Below are 26148 nucleotides of genomic sequence, written 5' to 3' on the forward strand. Positions count from 1 at the left end.
GGGGATCAGGCCGCGTGCCAGGAGGTCACGCGGAAGCTGGCGGTGGCGGTGCCGATGCGGCGGGCGCCCTCGCCGTTGACGATGGTGGTGACCTCTTCCAGCAGGCACTGGACGCCCGCGCCGTTGAGCGCCCCGCTCACCGCGGCCTCGATGGCGGCGGTATCGGTGTCGAGCTGGTCCTCCAGGTCGCTGCCGCCCTGGCGCTTGAGCACCACCTGCAGCAGCGTGCCCTTCTCCAGCGTGCCGCCATGGCCGCTGCGGCTGCTGCGCTCCGACGGGGTCGCGACGCCCATCACCGGCAGCGTCGCGGCATCGATCTGCTCGGCCCAGGCCGACAGCAGGCTGACTCCGGCCAGAGCGCCCGAGGCCGCCAGCGCGGCCTTCGCCTCCGCGCGGAAGGTGCTGCGGTAATGGGTCATCCGTCCACCTCGAAGAGCTCGCACATGAGCCGCGCATCCGTGGCGGGTGATCCCGAGGGCCAGACATTCTGCACCTCGTAGGTCAGCCCGTCGCCGGGCCGGATCTGGTCGCCGCGCCTGAGCTCGGGCACCAGGTCCCGGGGCACCGACCAGCTGGGGCTGGTGACCAGCACCGGGTGCCCGTCAGGATCCGTCGCATCCACCGGCATCCGCCGGAACACCGACTGCACCACCCGCGCGCTCCCGCCCTGCGGAAGGTAGGTCACCGGGGCGCCATAGATGTCGTTCATCACCCCGGCCACCCCGTCAAAGACCGAGGTCATACACGCACCGCCCCATCCACCAGGACCTCGCCCGTGTCGGAGGGGTTGGCGGCAATGGCAGTGGCGGCGCCAACCAGGGTGTTGTCGGTCGCGGTGGTGGTCAGCACCTTCGCAGTGTCGTCCCAATAGACCTGGGCGCCCAGGCTCCAGGCCTCAGCCGCGGTCTTGGCATGGGTGAAGACGCCCCGGCGTTCGAGGGTCACGTCTGCGCCGGCAAGCGCATCGTGCTGGGCAAAGCCGAAGAGGCCGCCGACCAGGACGCCCCCGCCGGAGCTCACGTCATAGGGGGCGGGCAGCGTCAGGCTCTCGCCCGGCTGGATATAGGTCTTCATCTCGGATCTCCTGATAGGGGATGGCAAAACGACGACGGGCGGCCCAGGGCCGCCCGTTCGTCAGGTCAGGATCGCGGCGCCCGGATCAGGCGCCGGCGTTCTTGTAGCCGCCGCGATAGTTCACGCCGCCGACGCCGAAGTCGTGTTCCAGCGTCATGCGCATGCCCTGCGTGCCGAAGGGTTCGTCCACCCGCACCCGCGGCGCCGAGCGGCCCGCCAGGTAGCCGTGCTTGAAGTTGTGGGTGCGCTTCTGCGGATCGACCAGCAGGTACCAGGAGGCGATCAGCCCGGAATGCCTCTCACGCCTCGCGCCGGCCTACCTGCGCACCGCGCCTTCCACCCCGCCGACCGTCGCCGAACAGATCCAGCCCCACGCCCAGCGGGCCCTCCTGCGGGTGCGCGAGATCATGGCCCGCCGCGGCCTGAGCGGGGCGCCGAAATGCTGCTGACCTGCTGCAAGACAGGCCGCTGGTGGATCTGCCGGAACACCGCCGCCGCCCGCGAGGAAGCCCGCACCCGGGGCCTGGTCGACTACCAGATCGAGCCGCTGCCATGACCCGGATCCACGACTTGCTGGCGCTCTGCCTGCGCAACCTCGAAGGCCGCAGCGCCCAGGAGCGCGAAGAAACTCTCGCCAATGCCGTGATCGAAACCGGCGGCATTTTCGCCCCCACGCCCATGGGCGGCTTCCAGATCGAACTGCACGGCGTGCGCGCCTTTGGCCGCACCCAAACCACCGCCGCCGCCCGCTGGAGCGACCGCGCGCAAGGCGCCCTCGCCGCGCAGCGCCCCGCCTGACACCCCCACCCCGTGCCGCCCTTGCACAGGCCACCGCAGACGCGGCTGGCGGCGGCTTCCCCCTGCCCAACGCAAACGGGCCGCTCCGATTAGATCGGAGCAGCCCGCATCCCTTCCCGACAGTGACAGCCACCACCGGAAAGACCTGACATGTTTGATGAAATCACCCGCCTGAGACGCGCCAAGGACGAGGCGCAGCGCATCGCCGACGAGACCGACAACCCCCACCTGCGCCGCGTCTGCACCGCCCTGGCCGGCGAAATGCGGATCATGCTGCGCCGCATGCGCCGGGAGATCCCACAATGACCGACCAGCAGGAGAACTGCGCCACCGAGGAGCCTGAAGGATGAACGCGCCAGTCTTGATGCGGATCGAGGAAGCAGCCAGAGAGCTTGGCGTTCCGACCGCCAGCCTCCGCAACGCCGCAGAACAACACGGATACCTGGTCAAGATGGGGCGCGCCACGCGCGTCGAGCGTGACCGCCTTGGAGAACTGATCAACAAATGCCGAGACCAGCCAAAGGAGCACGGCTCCACAAGTTCAAGCACCGCCCGTACTGGTACATCCGAGATACCGGCCAACCAGATCGCTCAACGGGCTGCACAAGCCGCGAAGATGCTGAAAAAGCCCTCGCGGCCTACATCGCGACCCGAGGCCGGGAAGGTTCTGCCAACGACCCGGGGAACGTAACCTGCGGCGAGGTCCTGGCGATCTATGCCGAGGAATACGCCCAGACCGTCGCCGACCCGGCCCGGATCGGCTATGCCATCGAGGCCCTGCTGCCGTTCTGGTCCGAGCTGAAGCTGACCCATGTGAAGGGAGAGACCTGCCGCCGCTATGTGAAGTGGCGCGACAAGTCCGCCGGGACCACGCGGCGAGAGCTGGGCGTGCTGCAAGCGGCGATGAACTACGCGCACCGCGAGGGCTTCATCACATCGGCCCCCATCGTGACCCTGCCCGCCCCTCCTGGTCGAAAAGAGCGCTGGCTGACGCGCGACGAAGCGGCCCGGCTGATCTGGGCCGCCTACCGTGGACACAAGGCGAAGCACATCGCGCGGTTCATCCTGATTGGAATCTACACGGGCACCAGGAAGGATGCGATTCTGCGCATGGGGTTCGAGCCGAACACGGTCGGCGGATGGTTCGATCTGGAGGCCGGCATCATGTACCGCATGGGCGAGCATGAACGCATCACCAAGAAACGGCGCACGCCGGCCCCCATCCCACGCAAGCTACAGGCCCACCTGCGCCGCTGGCAGGGCCAAGGCTGCCGGTGGGCGGTCGAGTACCAGGGCGCACGCGTGGGCGACATCAAGCGGGGTTTCACGAAAGCAGTGGAAGAGGCTAATCTGGAAGGCGTCACACCGCACACGCTCAAGCACACGGCGATCACCTGGGCCATGCAGCGCGGCGTCGACAAGTGGCAGGCGGCTGGCTTTTTCGCGACCAGCGCCGAGACCATCGAGAAGGTCTACGGGCACCACTCTCCGGCCTTCATGGAATCTGCACGAGATGCCATGGATTGGGTGTCAAGACGCTGAAACTGTTACGCGTAACAGAAACCAAGCTTGAGGCAGAAACTGTAAGTAATTGATTTTTATGGTGCACCCGACAGGATTCGAACCTGTGGCCTCTGCCTTCGGAGGGCAGCGCTCTATCCAGCTGAGCTACGGGTGCCTGAGGCTGTCTATAGCCACTCGTCCGGCCGGCTGCAATGGGCCGCGTGTGCCTCGAAGCGGTTTTTTCCAGTTGCCGTGAGGTCTTCCCGACCAAAACCGGGGCCAGACAGCGGCGCCTCGGACACCGCTGTCTGCAATCACGTCAGGCGAACAGCTCGTGCGCCAGTTCCAGGGCATCGACCAGGGCGTCGACCTCCTCGGGGGTGTTGTACATGGCAAAGCTGGCGCGGCAGCTTGCCGTGATCCCCAGCGTTTCCATCAGCGGACCGGCACAGTGATGACCCGCCCGGACCGCGACCCCCTTCTTGTCAAGAATGGTCGAGATATCATGCGCATGCGCGGCACCTTGCATGGTAAAGCTGAAGATCGCCCCCTTGCCCGGAGCCTGACCCTGAACGCTCAGCCAGTTCAGCCCCTTCAGCCGCGCGCCGGCGTAATCCGCCAGCATCCGCTCATGCGCGGCGATGTTGTCCAGGCCGATGTCCATCATGTAATCCAGCGCCACCCCCAGCCCGATCGTCTGCACGATGCCCGGCGTGCCGGCCTCGAACTTCATCGGGGCGTCGGCATAGCTGATGGTGTCGCGGGTAACCTCGCGGATCATGTCGCCGCCGCCCAGGAAGGGGCGCATCTCGGCCAGGCGATCCTGGTGGATGTAGATCGCCCCCGACCCCGAGGGACCATAAAGCTTGTGGCCGGTGATCGCGTAGAAATCGCAGCCGATGTCCTGCACGTCGACCGCCATGTGAACCGAGCCCTGGCTGCCATCGACCAGCACCGGCACACCCTTTTCATGGGCGCCCGCGCAGATCGTCTTGACGTCCACCACCGTGCCCAGAACGTTCGACATCTGGGTGATGGCGACCAGCCGGGTCTTCGGCCCGATCGCCTGAAGGACCTTCTGCGGATCAAGGCTGCCGTCGGCCTCCATCTCGACCCATTTCAGCACCACACCCTGGCGCTCGCGCAGGAAATGCCAGGGCACGATATTGGCATGGTGCTCCATCACGCTCAGCACGATCTCGTCTCCGGGCTGCAGACGCGGGGCGGCCCAGGCGTAGGACACCAGGTTGATGCCCTCGGTCGTGCCCGAGGTAAAGACGATCTCTTCTTCGTGCTTTGCATTCAGAAAACGGCGTACCTTGTTGCGCACGCCTTCATATTTCTCGGTAGCAAGGTTCGACAGGTAATGCAGGCCGCGGTGCACGTTGGCATATTCTTCGGCATAGGCCCGGGTGATCGCATCGATCACCACCTGCGGCTTCTGCGCCGAGGCCCCGTTGTCGAGGTAGACCAGCGGCTTGCCGTTGACCTGCCGGGAAAGGATGGGAAAATCCTTCCGGATCGCATTGACGTCGAACATCTCAGACCTCCAGGGGCGCATAGCCCATAGCCGACAGCAGGACCGACAGGGCGATCACCGCGGCAAAGAACGTGATGCCGATCACACCGACGGATTTCAGGCGCGAATCCAGCCGGTGCGCGGCAGCGATGAAACAGATCATCATGTAAAGGCCCCAGACCCCGGCCGCCGTGCTGAGGACCGTGGCCACGAAGGGCACCAGGATGCCGACCAGGATCAGCACGAATTGCACCGCCAGTCGGATCAGTTGCAGGAAGACGGTGACCTTCAGGATGTCGCGGATCTTGCCCTGGCCGCCGAACAACTGCCCCACCACGGTCAGTGCCCCCGCGCCCGCCACGAAGATCGCGCCGAACAGCACCGCCATCGGGATCGGCTGGCCGAACATCCCCGGCAGCAGACCCGCCGGCAGGAACAGCCCGTAGAAGATGCCGTTCGCCACCGCGATCAGCGCCACCAGCAGCGCCAGCGCCCCGGGCGGCAGCTGCTGCCCCGCGACCAGGGGCGCGGCCGCGCGCGGGTTCACGATGCTCTGGCGTGCCAGATCGATCCAGTATTGCATGTCAGCCGTTCAGCCTCGTGTTGTCTGGGTTCCGCGGCCCGCTTCCCACAGGCCGGCCAGCCAGAACCAAAGGAATATCGCCAGCCAGCCCAGGCCCACCAGCGCCTTCGCCGGCCCTGGGCCGATCAGGCCCGCGACCAGGGCGTGCAGCAGCATCACCGGCATGGCCGCCGCCAGCGCCCAGAACAACGCGAGCCTTGCCCCGTAACTGCTACCCTGCCCGCCGAAAAGACGCGAAACGCCATGGCTGATCTGTGCCAGCAGGTAAAGCAGCAATGGCAGCAGGAACACCAGCCCGAACAGCGCGCCGCCCAGCAGCATCTGCAGGTTCTCGCCCGTGGTCAGCGCCTCTCGGGCCAGCCTTGGCCACTGCAGGACGAAGATCGCCACCACCGAACCCATCACCAACGCCAGCGCGCGGTCCTCGCGCACGCCCTGCGCCAGAAGACGGCGCAGGGTGCGGCGCGGACCGCGATAGGTGGCAGCGATGTTGCCGATCAGCGACATCAGTGGCGGCGACGCTCCAGCCATTCGGTGATGCGGCCCAGCATTATGTCGCGCAGGGTCGGATCCTCGATCTCTTCCATGGCCGAGGCCAGGAAGGCGATCACCAGAAGGTCCTGCGCCGCATGTTCCGGCACCCCGCGCGAGCGCAGGTAGAACATCGCATCCTCGTCGATCGCCCCCGAGGTCGAACCGTGCGAGCACGCCACGTCATCGGCATAGATCTCCAGCTCGGGCTTGGCCTGGAACTGGCTGTCACCGTCCAGCAGCAGCGACTGGCTGATCTGGTAGCCATCGGTCTTCTGGGCGTCGGGTTTCACCAGAATCTTGCCCTGGAAAACACCTTGCGCGCCGTTCTTCAGAACCTTCTTGAAGACCTGGCGGCTTTCGCAATTCACCGCGTCATGGGTGATGAAGACCGTGTCGTCGTGGTGGAAATCGCCATCGCCGACCGCGGCACCGGCCACATGAGCCTTGGCGTCGTCACCGGTGAATTCGACGATCACCTCGTTGCGGGTCAGCACGCCGTTCGCCGTCATCGTGAAGGACTTGAACGTGCTTTCCGTGCCCAGACGGGCAAAGATATGGGTCACGGCGCGACGTTCGTGATCGCGGCCCTGGGCGCGGACATGGTGGAAGCTGGCGCCATCGGCGACCTCGACCTCGAGCACCTTATTGAAACGCGCAGCCGCCGGGCCGTTTTCCAGAAGGGTCAGGTCGGCGCCCTCCTCCAACTTCACGACATGGTGGAGGATCGCGTCAGAAACCTCTGATTTATGGAAATAAACCAGAGCAACCGGCTTGGTCGCCTTGCCAGTCACACGGATCAGCACACCGTCGGTCGCCGCATAGGTATTCAGCGCCGCCAGCGGACGGGCAACGGGATCCTGGCCGGCCTTTTCCAGCTTGCCATAGACACCCGCGGCCCAGTGAATGTCACTGGTGGCCTCGGCCAGACGCTCGATGCTGACGCCTTCCAGCGCCAGATCCGAGGACAGTTCGGGCGCGAAAATGCCATCGACGAAGGTCACCTGGACCCGGTCGACATCCGAAAAGATGCCGTCCTCGCCGGACTGGAAGACCGAGGCCCTGGGGGCCTCGGGCTGGGTCAGCCCTTCGGGACGGGTGTATTTCCAGTATTCGTCGCGCGGATGCGGCAGGCCTTCGGCGCGCAGACGCGCCAGCGCATCGGCGCGCGCCTCGGCCGACCAGCCGGCCTGCGGCACATCGCCAAGGGTCGCCAGACGCGCCTCGGTCAGCGCAGCCTTCTGCTCGGCCAGGCGCTGACGCGCCCGCTGTGCATTCGTCAGGGCGGTCATCACATCACCTCCGCGAGGATGTCCGCGTAGCCGTTGTTTTCGACTTCCAGCGCCAGCTCGGGGCCACCGGTCTTGACGATGCGGCCATCGGCCATGATGTGCACGACATCGGGTTTGATGTGGTCCAGCAGGCGCTGGTAGTGGGTGATCACCAGGAAGCCGCGATCGGGGCTGCGCAGCTGGTTCACCCCTTCGGAGACCAGTTTCATCGCATCCACGTCAAGGCCCGAGTCAGTCTCGTCCAGGATGCACATCTTCGGTTCCAGCATGGCCATCTGCAGGATTTCATTGCGCTTCTTCTCGCCGCCCGAGAAGCCCACGTTGACCGAACGCTTCATCATGTCGCCGTCGATCTTCAGGAACTTGGCCTTTTCGCGCACGGCCTTCAGGAAGTCGGCAGCCGACATTTCCTCTTCGCCACGGGCCTTGCGCTGTGCGTTCACCGCGGTGCGCAGGAAGGTCATGTTGCCGACGCCGGGGATCTCGACCGGGTATTGGAAGGCCAGGAACAGGCCGGCGGCGGCGCGTTCCTCGGCTTCCATGTCCAGCAGGCTGGCGCCGCCCAGCGTCGCTTCGCCCTCGGTCACCTCGTAGCCGTCCTTGCCCGACAGAACATAGGACAGCGTCGACTTGCCCGAGCCGTTCGGGCCCATGATCGCATGCACCTTGCCCGGTTCGACCGTCAGGTTCACGCCCTTGAGGATCTGTTTGTCCTCTTCTTCAAGTTTGACGTGCAGGTTCTTGATTTCCAGCATTTTCTTGTCCTTTTCATAGGTCCCCGAAAGGGCCCGTACATATGTTGCGGCCGCGAAGGCGACCTATCTCCAGTCCGCGTAGGCCCCGACGATGCGAGAGAGATCATCGGCAGGAAACGCCATGGCAGACGCCTCGAATATGGCCATGCGCCCGACGACCCGCTTGGGCGCCAGGTAGTCCTCGATCCAATGGTACTCGGGCCGTTCGGTGTAGTCGTCGAACAGCACCGTGACCGGCGATTTGGTGCGCAGCAGCACCGTCATGAAACAGGCCGCCCGGAAGCGCCCGTCGATCAGCACGACATCGGGCTGACGGAAATCCTCCGCGTCCCAGATGCCGCTGGCATAAAGGTGGAACCGCTCGGACACCTTGCGGTTCACCGGCTTGCCCCAGGGCCCGGTGCGGCCAATGTCGGCGTGATGCACCGTCACCGCGCGGCCCGGATGGCGGGCAGTCAGGGCGGCGCGGATCCGATCCGCCCAGGCCGCGTCGCTTTCCACGGTGAAGACCGCCTCGGACGGGCCTTCAAGCGCCACGAAGGTGCTTCCCCCGGAGCCGTATTCCAGGATCACCTTCGCCTGCGCATAGGTTTCGCGCAGCACGGCGGCCTCGGCCTCGGGCAGGGTCAGTTCGAAGGTCTCGGGTTCGGTCGAGGTGGTGGCATCCTTCGCCCCCTCCAGCGCGGCGGCGGCCACGGGACGGCGCACCGGCCCGTCCGAGGCTTCCAGCTGCGCCAGCGCCCGGGCCGTGCGCGCGGCCACCAGATCCAGCGCCGCATCCACACCCGGCAGGGCGCGCAGCCGCGCCACCTCCTGCGCGGTGGCGGGTGCCATCCGCAGGATCGAGCGGTCTTCGGTGCCGTTGCGGTTGTTGCGCACGTAGAAATCGTCCTGGTGACGGGTGTTTGCGGCGCCTTCGGCATCCGCCTTATAGCCCCGCCCGCGCAGACGCTTCAGGCGGAAGAATTCCGGCGTGCGGACGCAGTAGTGGTTCACCTGCGCCAGCGCCGTGCCGTATTCAGCGGCATCGACCATCTTGCTGGCGGCAAAGTCGCGCCCGCCGACCCAGTCGAGGTTGCGGGCACTGCTGCCATCCAGCGGCTGACCCGAGCCGTTGACGAAATCGCCGACCTGCAGCGCATCGGGCACCAGTCGGGGCCGGTTGATGCCGATGCGGGCAAAGCCCTCGATCCCCGGTCCGGCCCGGAACAGCGTCTTGCTTTCGCGATTGGCGCCGAATCCGGGACGGGCGGCGGTGACGAAGGCCTCTGACAGGACCTGACCCGGGAAGGTCAGGTTGCCGCCGTCCCCGAAGATCCGCCAGGGGATCAGCATCCCGCGCGCCGGACCGATGGCCGACAGCAGATCGTCCAGATGCCCCTCGCCCGCGTGGATATTGAGGAACTCATCCGCATCCAGCCAGATCACCCAATCGCCCGGCGCCATGATGCCGGCCGCATTCGCCGCCTCGGCAGCCGTGACCTGCGCCGACTGGCCGGCCTGCAGCACCCGGGGATGATGCTCGATCACCCCCGCGGCCGAGAGCGCCTCCAGCAGCTCGTGGCTGCCGTCGGTGCAGTCGTTGGAATAGATCACCAGGCGATCAAAGCCGATGGCCCGGTGATAGGCGATCCATTCCAGAAGGAATGGGCCCTCGTTCTTGATGGCCGAGAAAAAGACCTTCTGAACCATGACCCGTACCCCTCTGGTTTCAGATTCCCCTGACAGGACAACCCTGCCGGGAAAACCTTAGCCCACAGACCCCTCAAGGGAAATCGCAACCAGCTGCTGCGCTTCCATTGCAAACTCCATCGGCAGCGCCTGAAGCACGTCCTTGCAGAACCCGTTCACCACCAGGGCGACGGCCTCTTCCTCGTCCATGCCGCGCGAGCGGCAGTAGAACAGCTGATCGTCATCCACCTTGGATGTCGTCGCCTCGTGCTCCACGCGGGAAGAATTGTTCTTCACCTCGATATAGGGAACCGTGTGGGCGCCGCATTTGTCGCCGATCAGCAGGCTGTCGCACTGGGTGTAGTTGCGGCTGTTCTTGGCCTTGGGATGGACCGAGACCAGACCGCGATAGGTGTTCTGTGCCTTGCCGGCAGAGATGCCCTTGGACACGATCCGCGATTTCGTGTTCTTGCCCAGGTGGATCATCTTGGTGCCGGTGTCAGCCTGCTGCATGTTGTTGGCGATGGCGATCGAGTAGAACTCGCCCTGGCTGTCATCGCCGCGCAGGATGCAGGACGGGTATTTCCAGGTCACGGCAGAGCCCGTTTCCACCTGCGTCCACATCACCTTCGCCCGGTCGCCCCGGCAATCGGCGCGCTTGGTGACGAAGTTGTAGATGCCGCCCTTGCCGTTCTCATCGCCGGGGAACCAGTTCTGCACGGTCGAATATTTGACCTCTGCATCTTCCTCGATGATGATTTCCACCACGGCCGCGTGCAGCTGTGCCACGTCGCGCTGCGGCGCGGTGCAGCCTTCCAGGTAGCTGACATAGCTGCCCTTGTCGGCGATGATCAGCGTGCGTTCGAACTGGCCGGTGTTCTCCGCGTTGATGCGGAAATAGGTCGACAGCTCCATCGGGCAGCGCACGCCCGGCGGCACGTAGACGAAGGACCCGTCCGAGAAGACGGCGCTGTTCAGCGTCGCATAGAAGTTGTCGCTGACCGGCACCACGGAGCCCAGGTATTTCTTCACCAGCTCGGGATGTTCGCGGATCGCCTCGGAGATCGAGCAGAAGATCACGCCTGCCTTCTTCAGCTCCGCCTGGAAGGTCGTGCCCACCGAAACCGAGTCGAAGACCGCATCCACCGCCACGCGGCGCGGCTCGGCCGAGGTCTCCTCGGGGGCCTCGACGCCCGCCAGCAGCATCTGCTCCTTCAGCGGGATGCCCAGCTTTTCATAGGTGGCCAGCAGCTTGGGGTCGACCTCGTCCAGCGACTTCGGCTTCACTTCCATGCTCTTCGGGCGGGCATAGTAGTACTGCTTCTGGAAATCGATTTCAGGATAGTCGACCATGGCCCAGCTGGGCTCTTCCTTTTCCAGCCAGCGACGATAGGCCTGCAGACGCCATTCGGTCATCCACTCGGGCTCTTCGTTCTTGCCCGAGATCAGGCGCACGATGTCCTCGTTCAGCCCCATCGGGGCATAGTCCATCTCGATCTCGGTATCCCAGCCGTACTTGTAGGTCGACACGTTGCGGACGGCATCCACCGTCTCCTGGTCGACGCCTTCCTTGACTTCGGGGCCCTGAAGGGTATCGGGCGTGTCCATCTTGGTCATCTCGCGTCCTATCTCTTACGCCGCACGCGCGCGGCGCCGTTTTCGCTGCGCCAGCCAGGCAGAGGCCAGGCGCTCAAGGTCTTCATCCGTCGTCTCAAGGCCAAGGCTGATCCGCAGCGCCCCAGAGGCCGCGTCCTCGTCATAGCCCATGGCCCGCAAAACGTTGCTGGCCCGCACCTTGCCAGAGGAACAGGCCGAACCGGCACTGACCGCGAACCCGGCAAGGTCCATCTGCATCACCTGGGTCTCGCCCTTCCAGCCGGGCGAGATCAGGCAGGTGGTGTTCGGCAGCCTCGGGGCCCCCGATCCGGCGATCACCAGCTCCGGGATCTCCTCCCGCAGCCGGGCTTCCAGCCGGTCGCGCCGTGCCGCCACCGCATCCCACAGACCCGCATCCAGGTCCCGCGCCGCAGCTTCCGCCGCAGCCCCGAACCCCGCGATGCCGATCACGTTCTCCGTACCGGCGCGGCGCCCCATCTCCTGGCCACCGCCCTTCAGCTGCGAGGCAATGTCGGTGCCGCGTTTCAGCACCAGCGCGCCGACCCCCTTGGGCCCGCCCAGCTTGTGCGCCGACACCAGCGCCATCGTCGCCCCCAGCCAGTTGAAGGCCAGCGGCAGCTTGCCGAAAGCCTGCGTCAGGTCGGTGACCGCCAGCCCCTGGGGCAGGTCCTGGACCACCCCCGTCTCGCTGTTGGCCATCTGCAGCGACGATCCCACGGGATCCGTCACCGTCACGCGCCCCGCGCCATCCACCGGCAGCACCGCCCGGCCCCAGGACCGCACGGCATCATGTTCCACATCGGCCACGGCCAGGTCCCGCCCCGCCATGGCCAGCGCCGCCGCCTCGGTCGCGCCCGAGACGAACACCACATCCGCCCCGTCCGCGCCAAGCGCCGTCGCCACCTGCGCCCGCGCCCGCTCGATCAGCGCCTTGGCGGCGCGTCCCTCGGCATGGACGGAAGACGCATTGCCCGCGACCTCCATCGCCGCGATCATCGCCGCCCGCGCCTCGGGGCGCAGGGGAGTCGTCGCGTTATGGTCCAGATAGACTCGGTTCATCACAGGCACACCCGGTGTTGCATGAAACGCAACACCTTCATCTTTCCCAAAATACGGCGGGGGAGTCGCGCAGCGACGGGGGCAGCGCCCCCTCTCTCCCGCCGGGTCCTCACAGCGCCGCGCTCACCGGCTGGGCCGCAGCATCCGCATCGTCCTCGTCGACCAGCACCAGCAGGCTCGGCACCGCAGGGCACGGCGCCAGACCGTTGCGCACCACATCCGCCAGCGTGGTCTGGTGCAGGAACACATAGACATGTGCCGACAGCCCCTCCCACAGACGGTTGGTCATCGATTGCGCCCGACTGCCCGAAAGCCCGCCCGAAACGCCCGCGCCCTTGTGCATCGCGCTGACGGTTTCGTCCACCGCAGAAAGCACATCCAGGACGCGAATCTCGGCCGCCGGACGCGACAGGCGATAGCCGCCACCGGGCCCGCGCACGCTGACCACCAGGCCCGCGCGGCGCAGCTTGACGAAAAGCTGCTCCAGATAGGGCAGCGAAATCGACTGCCGCCTGGAGATATCGCCAAGCGCCACCAGGCTTTCCGCCGGCTGCAGCGCGATATCCGAAAGGGCCACCATGGCATAACGCCCCTTGGTACTCAGTTTCACGAGGTCTGTCTCCCGATCCTGCGCCTTGCCTGGCCCGCTGCTGGGACTGGCTGATTTCATTGACCTTCGCCCGCGTCCAGACTATCTCCGCTGGAAGCCGGCGAACGGCCCCGAAGAGCCGTTTAGAACATTTCTAAGGTGCCTGACCAAATTCGTCAAGAATGAAGGCACCTTCTGCGAGGAACCTTTCCATGCCCGAGGTCATCTTTCCCGGACCCGAAGGCCGTCTTGAAGGCCGTTACCACCCCCAGCGGGACCGCGATGCGCCGATTGCCATCGTGCTGCATCCCCACCCCCAGTTCGGGGGGACGATGAACAACAAGGTCGTCTACAACCTTCACTACGCCTTCTATAACATGGGTTTCACCGTCCTGCGCTTCAATTTCCGGGGCGTCGGCCGGTCGCAGGGCGAATATGACCAGGGCGTGGGCGAGCTGTCGGATGCCGCATCGGCGCTCGACTACCTGCAGTCGATGAACTCCAACTCCAAGCATTGCTGGGTCGCGGGCTTCTCCTTCGGGGCCTGGATCGGCATGCAGCTGCTGATGCGCCGCCCCGAGATCACCGGCTTCATCTCGGTCGCGCCGCCCGCCAACATGTACGATTTCTCGTTCCTGGCGCCCTGCCCCTCCTCGGGGCTGATCATCAACGGCGCCGCCGACCGCGTCGCACCGCCTGCCGACACCCGCTCGCTGGTGTCGAAACTGCAAGAGCAGAAGGGCATCACCATCACCCACGAGGAAGTCGATGGCGCCGGCCACTTCTTCTCCGAGGAAGAGCAGATGAACCAGATGATCGGTTCGGTCTCCGACTACGTCAAGCGCCGCCTGACCGAGACCTCGCGCTGATCCCTGCCGCCTGCCCTTCGGGGCAGGCTTGCACCCCGGTGCCGATGGGCCTACCCCTGCGCCTGCAGCGACAGGAGCCCCCATGGACAGCACCCGCCTCGACGCCCAGCTTGCCTTCCTGACCGAGGCCGACAAGCTCAAGCGCGTCATCCGCGCCTCGACCCTCACCGACCAGTCCCGCCCCGAAAACGCGGCCGAGCATTCCTGGCAGGCGGCCCTTGCCGCCATGGCCTGGCTGCCCGATCTGCCCGCCGACCGGCTGACCCGCATCCTGTCGATGCTGCTGCTGCACGACCTGGTGGAAATCGACGCGGGCGACCAGCCCTTCGACGAACCCCATGACGCGCAGGCCCTGGCCCGGGCCGAAGCCGCCGCCGCCCTGCGCCTCTTCGGCCTGCTGCCCGCCGATCAGGGCGCCCACTTCCACGCCCTCTGGACCGAATTCGAGGCTATGCAAAGTGACGACTCCCTGCTTGCAAAGTCCGTCGACTACGCCGTGCCCGTCCTTCAGACCTTCGCCGCACAACCGCCCCGCGCCGATCACATCGAGGGCACGCGGACCAACCTTGCCACCGGCCGCGCCCGTCTTCTGGCCGACACCCTGCCGGATCTGCACGCCCACCTCACCTCGGGCTGCACCGACGATCACCCCGCCCATGCCCCCCGCTGCCGCTTCGTGGCCGAGGCCGACCGCCTGAAAACCATCACCCGCGCCACCACGCTGACCGATGGCTCGCGCTTCGAAAATTCGGCCGAACATTCCTGGCACCTGGCGCTCTATGCCCTAACGCTGGCCGAACACGCCCCCGAGGGCACCGACCCGGCCCGCGTCATCCGCATGCTGCTGCTGCACGACCTGGTCGAGATCGACGCCGGAGATTCCCCCCTCTACGCCCAGACCGCCGAAAGCCAGGCCCTGATGGAAGCCAGCGAACTGGCCGCGGCCGACCGCCTCTTCGGTCTGTTGCCCGCCGGCGAAGGCGCCCCGCACCACGCCCTCTGGCTGGAATTCGAGGATGCGCAAACCCCCGACGCCCGCTTTGCAAAGGCGCTGGACCGGTTCCAGCCGCCGATGCAGAACATCGCCTCGAACGGCGCCTCCTGGCGGGCCAATAACGTCACCTTCCCGATGATCGACGCCCGGGTTGGCACGGTCATCCGCCGCGCCACCCCCCATCTGTGGGACCATATCGCGCCCCGGATCATCGCCCTTCTGGACTGACCCGGTTCCTTCATCTGGCTAAAAATACTCCGGGGGGATCGGCGCGGCACGCGCCGATGGGGGCAGAGCCCCCGCCCCTCTGGCCCCCCGCGTCCCGATCCGCCACACTCGCCCTCGCAACCACCAGAGGGCCCCATGACCCCAGATCCCTATTTCGACCTCGGCCCGCACAGCTATCCGGTCACCACCCGCAGCCCCGACGCCCAGCTCTGGTTCGACCGCGGGCTGCTGTGGACCTTCGGCTACCACCATGAAGAGGCCATCGCCTGCTTCACCCGCGCCACCGAGGCCGACCCCGACTGCGCCATGGCCTGGTGGGGCATCGCCTATGCCGCGGGTCCCAATTACAACTATTCCTGGCGCCTGATGGACGGCGCCACCCAGGCCTTGGCGCTGACCCGCGCCCGCACGGCCCTGACCCACGCTCTGGCCCTGACCGACCGGCTCCCCCCGCCCGAGGCCGCCCTGATCGCCGCTCTCGCCGCGCGCTACCCCGCCCCCGATCCGATCCCCGACATGTCCGCCTGGGACACTGCCTTCGCCGCCGCCATGCGCAAGGTTCATGCCGCCCACCCGGACCACCCGGAAATCGCCACGATCTTCGCCGAAAGCCTGCTGAACCGGACCCCCTGGCAGATGTGGGACCTCGACACCGGCCAGCCCGCGCCCGGCGCCGACACGCTGGAATGCCGCCAGGTCCTCGAAACCGCCCTCGCGCGCGCCGGCGGCATGTCTCACCCCGGCCTTCTGCACCTCTACATCCACCTGATGGAGATGTCGCCCACCCCCGAAGCCGCCCTTCCGGCGGCCGATGCCCTGCGCACCCTCGTCCCCGACGCGGGCCACCTGGTGCACATGCCCACCCATATCGACATCCTCTGCGGCGCCTACCAGGACGCGACCTTCTGGAACGCCCGCGCCATCGAGGCCGACATGAAGTGGTACACCCGCGCCGGCGGCATGGATTTCTACACCGGCTACCGCCAGCACGACCTGCATTTCATGCTCTATGGCGCGCTCTTCCTGGGCCAGATGGCCCCCGCCATGCGCGCCGTCCAGCTGCTGCGCGACACCACCCCCGAGGCCATGCTGCGCATCGAAAGCCCGCCCATGGCCGATTATTTCGAGGCCTTTCTGGCCTTCGAACCCCATGTGCTGATCCGCTTCGGCCAGTGGGAGCGGCTGAAATCCCTGCCGCTGCCCGCTGACCCCGACCTCTACCGCACCGGCACCGCCTTCACCCTTTACGGCCAGGCGCTCGCCCATGCCGCAACGGGTGATGTCGAACAGGCCCTCCGCACCGAACAGGCCTTCCTGCAGGCCGCCGCCCGCATCCCCGAAACCCGCCTGCTGCACAACAACCGCGTCACTGATCTGGTGCCCATCGCCGTCGCCATGCTGCGCGGAGAAATCCTGTATCGCCAAGGCGCTTACGATGCGGCCTTCACGCAGCTCCGCAACTGCGCCGCGCTGGATGACGCGCTGCCCTACGATGAACCCTGGGGCTGGATGCAACCGCCGCGCCACGCCCTTGGGGCGCTCTTGCTGGAACAGGGCCGCATCCCCGAGGCCGAACAAACCTTCCGCGAGGACCTCGGGCTTGTGCCGGGCCTCAGCCGCGCCCGCATCCATCCCGACAATGTCTGGGCGCTCAAGGGCCTCGACGATTGCCTGGCCGCCCGCGGCGCCACCACCGAACGCGCCCATCTGCAACAGCGCCTGACGCTCGCGCTGGCCCGCGCCGACCGCGCCGTCGGCGCCGCCTGCTTCTGCGCCGGAGGCCCCCTCGCCCCACGCTGCTGCAAGGGGTCCTGAGCGTCATCTGGCCATAAATACTCCGGGGGAGTCGTCCGCAGGACGACGGGGGCAGCGCCCCCTTACCCCTTGGCCGCCTTTTCCTTCGCAATGACCTTCTCGGCCAGATCGCGGGCGATGGAAAACGCCCCCTTGATCCGGTCGGCCTCGGTCGCCCAGTCGCGGCGGATGACGATCTTGTTGTCCTTCACCTTCGCCTGACCATTCTGATCCTTCAGAAACGCCACCAGCCCCTCGGGCGAGGCGAACCGGTCGTTGTGGAACTGGATCGTCGCCCCCTTCGGGCCCCCGTCCAGCTTGGCGATCCCGGCCCGCTTGCACATCGCCTTGATCCGCACGAACAGCAGCAGGGTGTTCACCTCCTTCGGCAACTTGCCGAAGCGGTCGATCAGCTCGGCCGCAAAGCCCTCCAGCTCGACCTTCTTCGACAGGCCCGACAGGCGGCGGTACAGGCCCAGACGCAGGTCCAGATCCGGCACGTAATCCTCCGGGATCAGCACCGGCACGCCCAGGCTGATCTGCGGCGCCCAATGTTCGTCAAGCTCGCTCAGCCCGTCGATCTGCCCCGAGCGGATCTTGGCGATCGCCTCCTCCAGCATCGACTGGTACAGCTCGTAGCCCACGTCGCGCATGTTGCCCGACTGCTCTTCGCCCAGCAGGTTGCCGGCGCCGCGGATGTCCAGATCCTGGCTGGCCAGCGTAAAGCCCGCCCCCAGCGTATCCAGGCTGCCCAGCACCCGCAGACGCTTTTGCGCGGCATCGGTCAGCGGCGCGCGCGGCTTGGTCGTCAGATAGGCATAGGCGCGGGTTTTCGACCGGCCCACCCGCCCGCGGATCTGATACAGCTGCGACAGGCCGAACATGTCCGCCCGGTGCACCACCATCGTGTTGGCGCGCGGAATATCCAGCCCCGATTCCACGATGGTCGTCGCCACCAGCACATCATACTTGCCGTCGTAAAAGGCATTCATCCGGCGATCCAGTTCCCCCGCCGCCATCTGGCCATGGGCCACGACATAGCTGACCTCGGGCACCTGTTCCTTCAGGAACTCCTCGATCTCGGGCAGGTCGCTGACGCGCGGCACCACGAAAAAGCTCTGGCCGCCGCGGTAATGTTCGCGCAACAGCGCCTCGCGGATGGTCACGCCGTCGAATTCGCTGACATAGGTGCGGATCGCCAGACGGTCCACCGGCGGCGTGCCGATGATCGACAGGTCGCGCACGCCCGACAGGCTGAGTTGCAGGGTGCGCGGAATGGGCGTCGCGGTCAGCGTCAGGACGTGCACGTCGCTGCGCATCTCCTTCAGGCGCTCCTTGTGGGCCACGCCAAAGCGCTGTTCCTCGTCGATGATCAGCAGCCCGAGGTTCTTGAACCGGATGTTGCTGGCCAGCAGCGCATGGGTGCCGACCGCGATATCGACGGTGCCATCGGCAATGCCGGCGCGGGCGCGGGCCATGTCCTGCGTGCCGACAAAGCGCGACAGCGGGCTGACCTGAATCGGGAAGCCGCGGAAACGTTCGGCAAAGCCCTGATAATGCTGGCGTGCCAGCAGCGTCGTCGGCGCGATCACCGCCACCTGCACACCCGACATGGCGGCCACGAAGGCCGCGCGCAGGGCGACCTCGGTCTTGCCGAACCCCACGTCGCCGCAGATCAGCCGGTCCATCGGATGGCCCGAATCCATGTCGCTCAACACGTCCTGGATGGCCGAAAGCTGGTCGTCGGTTTCCATGTAGGGAAAGCGCGCCAGGAAGCTGTCCCATTCGTGACCGGCGGCCTCCAGCAGGGGCGCCCGGCGCAGCGCGCGTTCGGCCGCGACCCGGATCAGCCGGTCGGCCATCTCGCGGATGCGTTCCTTGAGGCGCGCCTTCTTGGCCTGCCAGGCGCCGCCGCCCAGCTTGTCCAGCAGCCCCTCTTCATGGCCGTATTTGGTCAGCAGTTCGATGTTTTCGACCGGCAGGTACAGCCGGCCGTTCTCGGCATATTCCAGCAGCAGGCATTCATGCGCGGCACCGGCGGCGGTGATGACCTCCATCCCGTGATAGCGCCCGATGCCGTGATCGACATGGACCACCAGATCGCCGGGGCTGAGGCTTTGCGCCTCGGTCAGGAAATTCTCGGCCCGGCGTTTCTTGCGGGCGCCCCGGATCAGCCGGTCGCCCAGCACGTCCTGTTCGGAAATCACCGTCAGCGGCCGGTCGTTCCAGCTGCCTTCAAAGCCATGTTCCAGAGGCCAGACCGCCAGATGCAGCCCCGTGCGGCCAAGGCGCCGGGCATCGGTGACGGGGATCGCCTCCTTCAGGCCCTCATCGGCGATGAGGCCCTCCAGCCGTTCCCGCGCGCCTTCGGAATAGGAGGCGATGATCACCGGGCCGCCTTGAAGCTTTACCTTAACATGGTCGGCAAGAGCCTTGAAAAGGCTAACGTTCTCTAGCTGCCGCTCGGGCGAGAAATTGCGCCCGATCCGGCCTCCCGCATCCAGCACCCCGGGCCCCGGAGACTGCGCCAGAGGCGACAGCGCGATGACCCGGCGACCGGCGGTGGCGGCCTCCCAGGCGGCATCGTCCAGGTACAGCAGCTTGGGCGGCACGGGCTTGTAGATTGAATCCATCCGCTTGCGATCGGCCATGGCGATGCGGCGGGTTTCGTACTGGTCGGCAATCGTGTCCCAGCGGGCCAGACGCGCCGGCGTCACCTGGTCATCCAGCGTGATCGAGGCCTGCGGCAGGTAGTCGAACAGGGTTTCCAGCCGGTCATGGAAGAAGGGCAGCCAGTGCTCCATCCCCTGCTGCTTGCGCCCGGCGCTGACGGCCTCGTAAAGCGGATCATCGGTGCCCGCGGCGCCGAATTCGATCCGGTAGTTCTGCCGGAACCGGGTGATCGAGGCCTCGTCCAGGATGACCTCGGACACCGGCGCCAGTTCGACCACCTCAAGCTTGTCGAGGGTGCGCTGCGTCACCGCGTCGAAGCGGCGCGCGCCGTCCAGCACGTCGCCGAACAGATCCAGCCGCACCGGGCCGCTGTCGCCCGGGGGATAGATGTCGATGATGCCGCCGCGGATCGCGTAATCGCCCGGCTCGGTCACCGTGTTCGCCTGAGAAAAGCCCATGCGCACCAGGAAGTTGCGCAGCGCCTTTTCATCAATGCGTGAACCGACGCGGGCGCTGAAGGCGGCCTCTCGCAGGACCGCGCGCTCGGGCAGCCGCTGGGTCGCGGCACTGAGCGTCGTCAGCAGCACGTAGCGTTCGGGCATCCCGTGCACCAGCCCCGCCAGCGCCGCCATCCGCGCCGCCGCGATGTCGGGATTGGGCGACACCCGGTCATAGGGCAGACAGTCCCAGCCCGGGAAGGTGATCACCGGCATGTCGGGGGCGAAGAAGCGCAGCGCATCGGCCATCGCCGCCAGCCGCCGGTCATCGCGGGCGACATGCAGCACCGGTCCGCCGCTCTTTTCGACCTCCCTCAGGATCAGGGCCGCGTCAAAACCTTCGGGCGCGCCGCCCAGGGTGATCCGTCCAGGGTGTCCTGCCATGCGTTCTCTACCGTCCAAATATTCCGTGCGCGGCATTGACATACATGCCCCAGGCCGAGGTGACCAGAACCGCGACCAGTGCCACCGCCTGGATCGATACCCGCAGGCGGCGCAGCGCCAACAGGATGCGCGCTGTCTCGCGGTCGCGCCCCATGCGGCGGTAGCTGCGCTGCGTCATCAGCCAGCACAGCGACAGCGGGAACAGGATCAGGAATGCCGCCTGGGCGAATTCGATCCCGTACAGGAACCCCAGCAGCGCCAGCACCGTCATCCCGAAACTGCCGAAGCCCGCAATCCAGACGCCCTGGCGCTCGATCATCGCCTCGGCGCGCAGCGACCGGATCCGCACGAGATCGTGAAGATCGCGCTCGGCCGCGCTGCCCTCGTCCCGGGCCCCGGCCGCCAGCGCATGGGGAATGCCCACCAGCGCACTGCCCGCAAAGGTCCACAAAACCGCCAGCCCCAGCCAGAACCACAGGTTCGAGAAGGACCTAAGGTCCAGCAATGACAGGATGATGGACACAGCGCTCACCGGCCGGTTTCCTTTCGCTTCAAGCCCCCCGCGTGGATCGCATATAGCCCGCCCCGGACCGCTTTCCCAGCCCGCCCGTGCCCTTGCGTCCCCTCGTCACCCTTGAGCTTGCCGCCCACCCGTGCCAAGCCTGCCCCAGCCCGAAGTGACAGAGGTCCCCCATGCAACCCGTTCACGCCCCCTTTCCCGCCACCCGCCTGCGCCGCACCCGTGTTTCCTCGGGGATCCGCGACCTGGTGCAGGAGAACAAGCTCGACACCCGCGACCTGATCTGGCCGGTCTTCGTCTGCGAGGGCGAGAACCACGAGGAACCCGTCCCCTCGATGCCGGGCGTGATGCGGCGCAGCGTCGACAAGCTGGCGGAAGCCGTCTCCGAGGCCTATGACCTGGGCATTCCCGCTGTCGACATCTTCCCCTACACGCCCGAGACCAAGCGCAGCGCCGATGCGTCCGAGGCCTGGAACCCGCAGAACCTGTCGAACCGGGCGACGCGCGCCATCAAGGCCGCCTGCCCCGACATGCTGGTGATGACCGACGTAGCGCTCGATCCCTATTCCGACACCGGCCACGACGGCTATGTGAAGGACGGCTACGTGGTGAACGACGAAACCGTCGAGGCGCTGGTGAAGCAGACGCTTTCACAGGCCGAGGCGGGCGCCGACATCATCGGCCCCTCCGACATGATGGACAACCGCATCGCCGCGATGCGCGCCGCGCTGGAAAAGAATGGCTTCCACAATGTCATGATCCTGTCCTATGCGGCGAAATATGCCTCGGGCTTCTATGGCCCGTTCCGTGATGCGGTGGGCGCGGCCGCCTCGCTCAAGGGCGGTGACAAGAAGACCTACCAGATGAACCCCGCCAATTCAGACGAGGCCCTGCGCCTGGTCGCGCGCGACCTCTCGGAAGGCGCCGACATGGTGATGATCAAGCCCGGCATGCCCTATCTCGACATCTGCCGCCGGGTGAAGGACCAGTTCGGCGTGCCGACCTTCGCCTACCAGGTCTCGGGCGAATACGCGATGCTGCAGGCGGCGGCACAAAACGGCTGGCTCGACGGCGACAAGGTGATGGTGGAAAGCCTGATGGCCTTCAAGCGCGCCGGCTGCGACGGGGTGCTGACCTATTACGCGCCCGAATTCGCCCGCAAGTTCGGATCCGCCTGAAACGGCAACGTGTTCACCCGAAGGGTGACAGCGCCGCGTCCTCACGCTATCCAAGGCGCTGACAGGGCCGGACAACGGCCCGCCCCCTTCGGGGGACACAACACAGAGGCAGTGACATGAGCGACAATACCCCCACCCGGCTCTCGCGCCGCGGCTTCACCCTGACCGCGCTGGCCGCCATCCCGGCGCTTTCGGCCTGCGCGACCGGTGTCGGCAGCAATGCCGGTGCCGAAATCGACGCCCGCGTCAACGTCACGCTGGACCAGATGTACAGCCAGTTTCCCGCAACGCGCGAGATCGCCCAGAAATCCGCCGGCATGCTGGTCATGCCGCTGATCACCGAGGCGGGCCTGGGCATCGGCGGCGGCTACGGCCGCGGCGCGCTGCGCGTCGGTGGTGCCACGGTCGATTACTACTCGGCCACCCGCGCCAACATCGGCCTGCAGATCGGCGCCCAGCAATATGCCCATGTGCTGTTCTTCATGACCGACGCCGCCCTGGCCGAATTCCGCCATTCCGACGGCTGGGCCGCCAGCGCCGATGCAACGCTGGTCTTCTCGAACCAGGGCCAGACGATCCGCGCCGATACCGTGACCGCGACCCAGCCGGTCATCGCGGTGATCTTCGGGCAGGCGGGCCTCAAGGTCGGCGCCACGATCGAGGGCCTGAAATACTCGCGCATCCTGCCCTGAGGGCCCCGGGGCGCGCGCACCCCGCCCCCATTTTCTTGTCGAAAAATACCTCCGCCGGAGGCACCGGCCCGCAAGGGCCGGTTTTCTTCGCCCCAGGGCGCATCCGCCTCAGTGATAGCGGAACTCCCCCACCACATTGCGCCATTCCCCCGAAGCCAGCCGCCGGCGATGCGCAAAGCGCACCGAATGCAGCGGCCCCTCGATCTCTTCCTGCCAGAAGGCGATGAAACGGAACAGCCGCGGATGGTCCGGCGCCAGATCGTAATCCTGCCAGACGAAGCTGTTCAGCACATGCCGGTGATCCGGCATCCGGTACAGGAATTCCGCCGTCGTCAGCCCGTATCCCTTCAGCAGCATTTCGGTTTCCGTCATGCGATCCTCCTGCCTGCGACGTGACCTCACGGAAAGACTGGCATGGTAGTATTAATTTTCAACAAAAACAGCATGTTGTCAGCCACACCGCCCGGCTGCCAACGCAAGGGGTGGGCAAGGATTGCACCCAAGATAAGCCCGGTGCTATAGTCCCCCCAACAAGATGTAGAAGATCCGACCAGACAGGCGACGCTCGTGACCGATACTCCGGAAACCCCTGAAAACGAAGACGAAAAAGCGGCGCCCAGCGTTTCGGTGCCCTCCGTCTCCATCGCCGAGGAGATGAAGACCTCCTACCTCGACTATGCCATGTCGGTCATCGTCAGCCGGGCCATCCCCGACCTGCGCGACGGCCTAAAACCTGTGCACCGGCGGATCCTCTTCGCCATGAACGAGGTCGGCAACACCCACGACAAGCCCTACCGCAAGTCCTCGCGCCCCGTGGCGGACACGATGGGTAAATATCACCCCCACGGCGACGCGGCGATCTACGACGCGCTGGTGCGGATGGCGCAGGACTTCTCCATGTCGCTGCCGCTGCTCGATGGCCAGGGCAACTTCGGCTCGATGGATGGCGACAAGGCGGCAGCCTTCCGCTACACCGAAGTCCGGATGGACAAGGTCGCCAACTACCTTCTCGACGACATCGACAAGGATACGGTGGACTTCCAGGACAACTACGACGGCAAGGACCGCGAACCCACCGTCCTGCCGGCGAAATTCCCCAACATGCTGGTGAACGGCGCAGGCGGCATCGCCGTCGGCATGGCCACCAACATCCCGCCCCACAACCTGGGCGAGGTCTGCGATGCCACCCTGGCGCTGATCGACAACCCCGACCTGTCGACCGAAGACCTGATCCAGTATGTCCCCGGCCCCGACTTCCCCACCGGCGGCATCGTGCTGGGCCGCTCGGGCGCCCGCAAGGCCTATCTGGAAGGCCGCGGCAGCGTCATCCTGCGCGCCAAGACCCATATCGAGGAACTGCGCAAGGACCGCTACGGGATCATCATCGACGAGATCCCCTATCAGGTGAACAAGGCCGCGATGATCGAGAAGATCGCCGAGCAGGTCCGCGAGAAACGCCTGGAGGGCATCGCCCATGTCCAGGACGAATCCGACCGCGACGGCGTGCGCGTGGTGATCGAACTGAAGCGCGACGCCACCCCCGATGTCGTGCTGAACCAGCTGTTCCGCTTCACGCCCATGCAGACGACCTTCGGCTGCAACATGCTGGCGCTGAACGGTGGCCGCCCGGAAACCCTGTCGCTCTACGGCTTCCTGTCGGCCTTCATCGACTTCCGCGAGGATGTCGTCGCCCGCCGCACCGCCTACCTGCTGCGCAAGGCCCGCGAACGCGCCCATCTGCTGTGCGGTCTGGCCGTGGCCGTGTCGAACGTGGACGAGATCGTCGCGACGATCCGCGCCTCGGCCGATGCATCCGATGCCCGCGAAAAGCTGATGACGCGGCGCTGGCCCGCGCATTCGATCCTTGAATACATCAAGCTGATCGACGACCCGACCCACACGGTCAACGAGGACGGCACCTACAACCTCTCCGAGGCCCAGGCCCGCGCGATTCTGGAACTGCGCCTGCAGCGCCTGACCCAGCTGGGCGTCAAGGAAGTCACCGACGAGCTGCAGGAACTGGCCGGCAAGATCCGCGAATACCTGGAAATCCTCGGCTCGCGCGAGCGGATCATGGAAATCATTTCCAACGAGCTGCGCGAGATCAAGGACCAGTTCGCCGTGCCCCGCCGCACCGAGATCGCCGACTGGTCCGGCGACATGGAAGACGAGGACCTGATCGAACGCGAGGACATGGTGGTGACCGTGACTGCGGGCGGCTGGATCAAGCGCACGCCGCTGACCGATTTCCGCTCGCAAAAGCGCGGTGGCAAGGGGCTGTCGGGCGGCGCGATGAAGGATGACGATGCCGTCACCACCCTCTTCGTCGCCAATACCCACACGCAGCTGCTGTTCTTCACCACCGAAGGCATGGTCTACAAACTGAAGACCTGGCGCCTGCCCGCGGGCGGGCGGACCTCGAAGGGTAAGGCGATCGTCAACATCCTGCCGATTCCGACGGGCGTGTCGATCGCTGCCATCATGCCGGTGGACCGGGACGAATCCGAATGGGGCGATCTGCAGATCGTCTTCGCGACCTCGGCCGGGACCGTGCGCCGCAACGCGCTGTCGGATTTCACCAACGTCATGCGCAACGGCAAGATCGCGATGAAATTCGAGGGCGAGGATGAAGGCATGCGCCTGATCAACGCCCGCATCTGCTCGCCCGAGGACGACGTGATGCTGTTCACCCGTTCGGGCCGGGCGATCCGGTTCCGCTCAGAAGATGTGCGCGTTTTCAACTCGCGCAACTCGACCGGTGTGCGCGGTGTGAAGCTTTCCGAGAATGACGAGGTCGCCTCGATGTTCGTCCTGCCGCATTTCCTTGCAGAGAGCGACGAAAGAGCCTCTTATCTGAAAATGCGCCGGGCAATGGCCGGTGATGTCGAACAAACCCAGGATGACGAGGACGGCAATGCCGACCTGCCGCTCAGCCAGGAACGCTATGCCGAGATGTCGGCCGCCGAGACCCTGATCCTGACGATCACCGACGGCGGGCACGGCCACGTCAGCTCTTCGCACGACTATCCGGTGCGGGGCCGTGGCGGCCAGGGCGTGACGGCCTGGGAAAAGAGCATGCGCTCGGGTCCGATCATCGCCGCCTTCCCGGTGGAATTGGATGACCAGATCATGCTGGCAACCTCCCGCGGGCAATCGATCCGCGTGCCGGTGGATGGGATCTCGTTCCGCTCGCGCAGTGCAGGTGGCGTGCGGGTGTTCAACACCGGCGCCGACGAACATGTTGTTTCTGTTGCCCGGATCGTGGACCAGGGTGATGAGGCCGAAAACGCTGGCCCGACCGAGGATTGATCCGGCGGGCGCTTGAGGA

At 66.2% G+C, this 26148-nt stretch carries 25 protein-coding genes and 1 tRNA gene; 10 read left to right on the forward strand and 16 right to left on the reverse strand.

Annotated features, from left to right (window positions below; translation table 11 throughout):
- Positions 1–5: 5 nt before the first annotated feature.
- The 3 genes from AC2ITM_RS10090 to AC2ITM_RS10100 are packed head-to-tail and all read right to left on the reverse strand — an operon-like array spanning position 6 to position 1074.
- Positions 6–419, reverse strand: a complete 414-nt coding sequence (locus AC2ITM_RS10090; protein WP_486466520.1) for a hypothetical protein — start codon at positions 417–419, stop codon at positions 6–8.
- Complete coding sequence (locus tag AC2ITM_RS10095) at positions 416–742, reverse strand: head-tail joining protein (protein ID WP_486466521.1); 327 nt, start codon at positions 740–742, stop codon at positions 416–418. The genes AC2ITM_RS10090 and AC2ITM_RS10095 overlap by 4 nt, the downstream gene beginning before the upstream one ends.
- Positions 739–1074, reverse strand: coding sequence for a DUF2190 family protein (locus tag AC2ITM_RS10100; protein ID WP_486466522.1), 336 nt, complete (start codon positions 1072–1074; stop codon positions 739–741). Before AC2ITM_RS10100 ends, AC2ITM_RS10095 begins: the two co-directional genes overlap by 4 nt.
- Positions 1075–1304: 230 nt before the next feature.
- On the opposite strand from AC2ITM_RS10100, the gene AC2ITM_RS10105 reads away from it, so the two are divergent.
- The 4 genes from AC2ITM_RS10105 (at position 1305) to AC2ITM_RS10120 (ending at position 3414) form a co-directional block, all read left to right on the forward strand.
- The gene (locus AC2ITM_RS10105) at positions 1305–1523 is read left to right on the forward strand and encodes a hypothetical protein (protein WP_486466523.1); all 219 of its coding nucleotides are present in this window, start codon (positions 1305–1307) and stop codon (positions 1521–1523) included.
- A gap of 103 nt (positions 1524–1626) precedes the next feature.
- The gene (locus AC2ITM_RS10110) at positions 1627–1872 is read left to right on the forward strand and encodes a hypothetical protein (protein WP_486466524.1); all 246 of its coding nucleotides are present in this window, start codon (positions 1627–1629) and stop codon (positions 1870–1872) included.
- A gap of 150 nt (positions 1873–2022) precedes the next feature.
- Positions 2023–2178, forward strand: a complete 156-nt coding sequence (locus tag AC2ITM_RS10115) for a hypothetical protein (protein WP_486466525.1) — start codon at positions 2023–2025, stop codon at positions 2176–2178.
- 198 nt (positions 2179–2376) lie between these two features.
- On the forward strand, positions 2377–3414 hold the full coding sequence (locus tag AC2ITM_RS10120; RefSeq protein WP_486466526.1) for a site-specific integrase: 1038 nt from the start codon (positions 2377–2379) through the stop codon (positions 3412–3414).
- Between the two features lie 59 nt (positions 3415–3473).
- Here the strand turns inward: AC2ITM_RS10120 and AC2ITM_RS10125 are convergent.
- The 10 genes from AC2ITM_RS10125 to iscR all read right to left on the reverse strand — a co-directional run bounded on the left by AC2ITM_RS10125 (position 3474) and on the right by iscR (position 13012).
- Positions 3474–3550 (reverse strand) — tRNA-Arg (locus tag AC2ITM_RS10125).
- Positions 3551–3694: 144 nt separating this feature from the next.
- Positions 3695–4915 (reverse strand): cysteine desulfurase, encoded by a 1221-nt coding sequence (locus AC2ITM_RS10130; protein WP_486466527.1) that lies wholly within the window; start codon positions 4913–4915, stop codon positions 3695–3697.
- Position 4916: 1 nt separating this feature from the next.
- Entirely contained in the window at positions 4917–5477 is a 561-nt protein-coding gene (locus AC2ITM_RS10135; protein WP_486466528.1) for a YIP1 family protein, read from the reverse strand.
- 9 nt (positions 5478–5486) lie between these two features.
- The gene (locus AC2ITM_RS10140) at positions 5487–5984 is read right to left on the reverse strand and encodes a YIP1 family protein (RefSeq protein WP_486466529.1); all 498 of its coding nucleotides are present in this window, start codon (positions 5982–5984) and stop codon (positions 5487–5489) included.
- Positions 5984–7300 carry a Fe-S cluster assembly protein SufD gene (gene sufD, locus AC2ITM_RS10145; protein WP_486466530.1) on the reverse strand — a complete coding sequence of 439 codons (1317 nt, stop codon included), beginning with the start codon at positions 7298–7300 and terminating at the stop codon, positions 5984–5986. Before sufD ends, AC2ITM_RS10140 begins: the two co-directional genes overlap by 1 nt.
- Positions 7300–8055, reverse strand: a complete 756-nt coding sequence (gene sufC, locus AC2ITM_RS10150) for a Fe-S cluster assembly ATPase SufC (RefSeq protein ID WP_486466531.1) — start codon at positions 8053–8055, stop codon at positions 7300–7302. Before sufC ends, sufD begins: the two co-directional genes overlap by 1 nt.
- A gap of 63 nt (positions 8056–8118) precedes the next feature.
- On the reverse strand, positions 8119–9747 hold the full coding sequence (locus AC2ITM_RS10155; RefSeq protein ID WP_486466532.1) for a glycosyltransferase family 2 protein: 1629 nt from the start codon (positions 9745–9747) through the stop codon (positions 8119–8121).
- 57 nt (positions 9748–9804) lie between these two features.
- Positions 9805–11343, reverse strand: coding sequence for a Fe-S cluster assembly protein SufB (sufB, locus tag AC2ITM_RS10160; RefSeq protein ID WP_486466533.1), 1539 nt, complete (start codon positions 11341–11343; stop codon positions 9805–9807).
- Between the two features lie 15 nt (positions 11344–11358).
- Positions 11359–12402, reverse strand: a complete 1044-nt coding sequence (locus AC2ITM_RS10165; protein ID WP_486466534.1) for a cysteine desulfurase family protein — start codon at positions 12400–12402, stop codon at positions 11359–11361.
- A 109-nt stretch (positions 12403–12511) separates the two neighbouring features.
- Entirely contained in the window at positions 12512–13012 is a 501-nt protein-coding gene (gene iscR, locus AC2ITM_RS10170; RefSeq protein ID WP_486466535.1) for a Fe-S cluster assembly transcriptional regulator IscR, read from the reverse strand.
- 191 nt (positions 13013–13203) lie between these two features.
- Here iscR and AC2ITM_RS10175 point away from each other — a divergent pair, with 191 nt between their 5' ends.
- The 3 genes from AC2ITM_RS10175 to AC2ITM_RS10185 all read left to right on the forward strand — a co-directional run bounded on the left by AC2ITM_RS10175 (position 13204) and on the right by AC2ITM_RS10185 (position 16897).
- Positions 13204–13860, forward strand: a complete 657-nt coding sequence (locus tag AC2ITM_RS10175; protein ID WP_486466536.1) for an alpha/beta hydrolase — start codon at positions 13204–13206, stop codon at positions 13858–13860.
- A gap of 82 nt (positions 13861–13942) precedes the next feature.
- Positions 13943–15082 carry an HD domain-containing protein gene (locus AC2ITM_RS10180; protein ID WP_486466537.1) on the forward strand — a complete coding sequence of 380 codons (1140 nt, stop codon included), beginning with the start codon at positions 13943–13945 and terminating at the stop codon, positions 15080–15082.
- A gap of 135 nt (positions 15083–15217) precedes the next feature.
- Complete coding sequence (locus tag AC2ITM_RS10185; protein ID WP_486466538.1) at positions 15218–16897, forward strand: hypothetical protein; 1680 nt, start codon at positions 15218–15220, stop codon at positions 16895–16897.
- Between the two features lie 62 nt (positions 16898–16959).
- Here the strand turns inward: AC2ITM_RS10185 and mfd are convergent, their stop codons facing one another.
- Together mfd and AC2ITM_RS10195 are read right to left on the reverse strand one after the other, a co-directional pair.
- Complete coding sequence (gene mfd / locus AC2ITM_RS10190; RefSeq protein ID WP_486466539.1) at positions 16960–20430, reverse strand: transcription-repair coupling factor; 3471 nt, start codon at positions 20428–20430, stop codon at positions 16960–16962.
- 7 nt (positions 20431–20437) lie between these two features.
- Positions 20438–20962, reverse strand: coding sequence for a component of SufBCD complex (locus AC2ITM_RS10195; RefSeq protein ID WP_486466540.1), 525 nt, complete (start codon positions 20960–20962; stop codon positions 20438–20440).
- Between the two features lie 161 nt (positions 20963–21123).
- Here AC2ITM_RS10195 and hemB point away from each other — a divergent pair, with 161 nt between their 5' ends.
- Complete coding sequence (hemB, locus tag AC2ITM_RS10200) at positions 21124–22128, forward strand: porphobilinogen synthase (RefSeq protein ID WP_486466541.1); 1005 nt, start codon at positions 21124–21126, stop codon at positions 22126–22128.
- A gap of 116 nt (positions 22129–22244) precedes the next feature.
- A complete protein-coding gene (locus tag AC2ITM_RS10205; protein ID WP_486466542.1) occupies positions 22245–22820 on the forward strand; it encodes a lipid-binding SYLF domain-containing protein in 576 nt (191 codons plus the stop codon).
- A 108-nt stretch (positions 22821–22928) separates the two neighbouring features.
- Here the strand turns inward: AC2ITM_RS10205 and AC2ITM_RS10210 are convergent, their stop codons facing one another.
- Positions 22929–23192, reverse strand: coding sequence for an usg protein (locus tag AC2ITM_RS10210; protein ID WP_486466543.1), 264 nt, complete (start codon positions 23190–23192; stop codon positions 22929–22931).
- Positions 23193–23387: 195 nt separating this feature from the next.
- Between AC2ITM_RS10210 and gyrA the strand changes: the two genes are divergently transcribed.
- Positions 23388–26129 (forward strand): DNA gyrase subunit A, encoded by a 2742-nt coding sequence (gene gyrA / locus AC2ITM_RS10215; RefSeq protein ID WP_486466544.1) that lies wholly within the window; start codon positions 23388–23390, stop codon positions 26127–26129.
- Positions 26130–26148: the final 19 nt, after the last annotated feature.

This window comes from Pseudooceanicola sp. NS-SX9 (genome assembly GCF_057380705.1).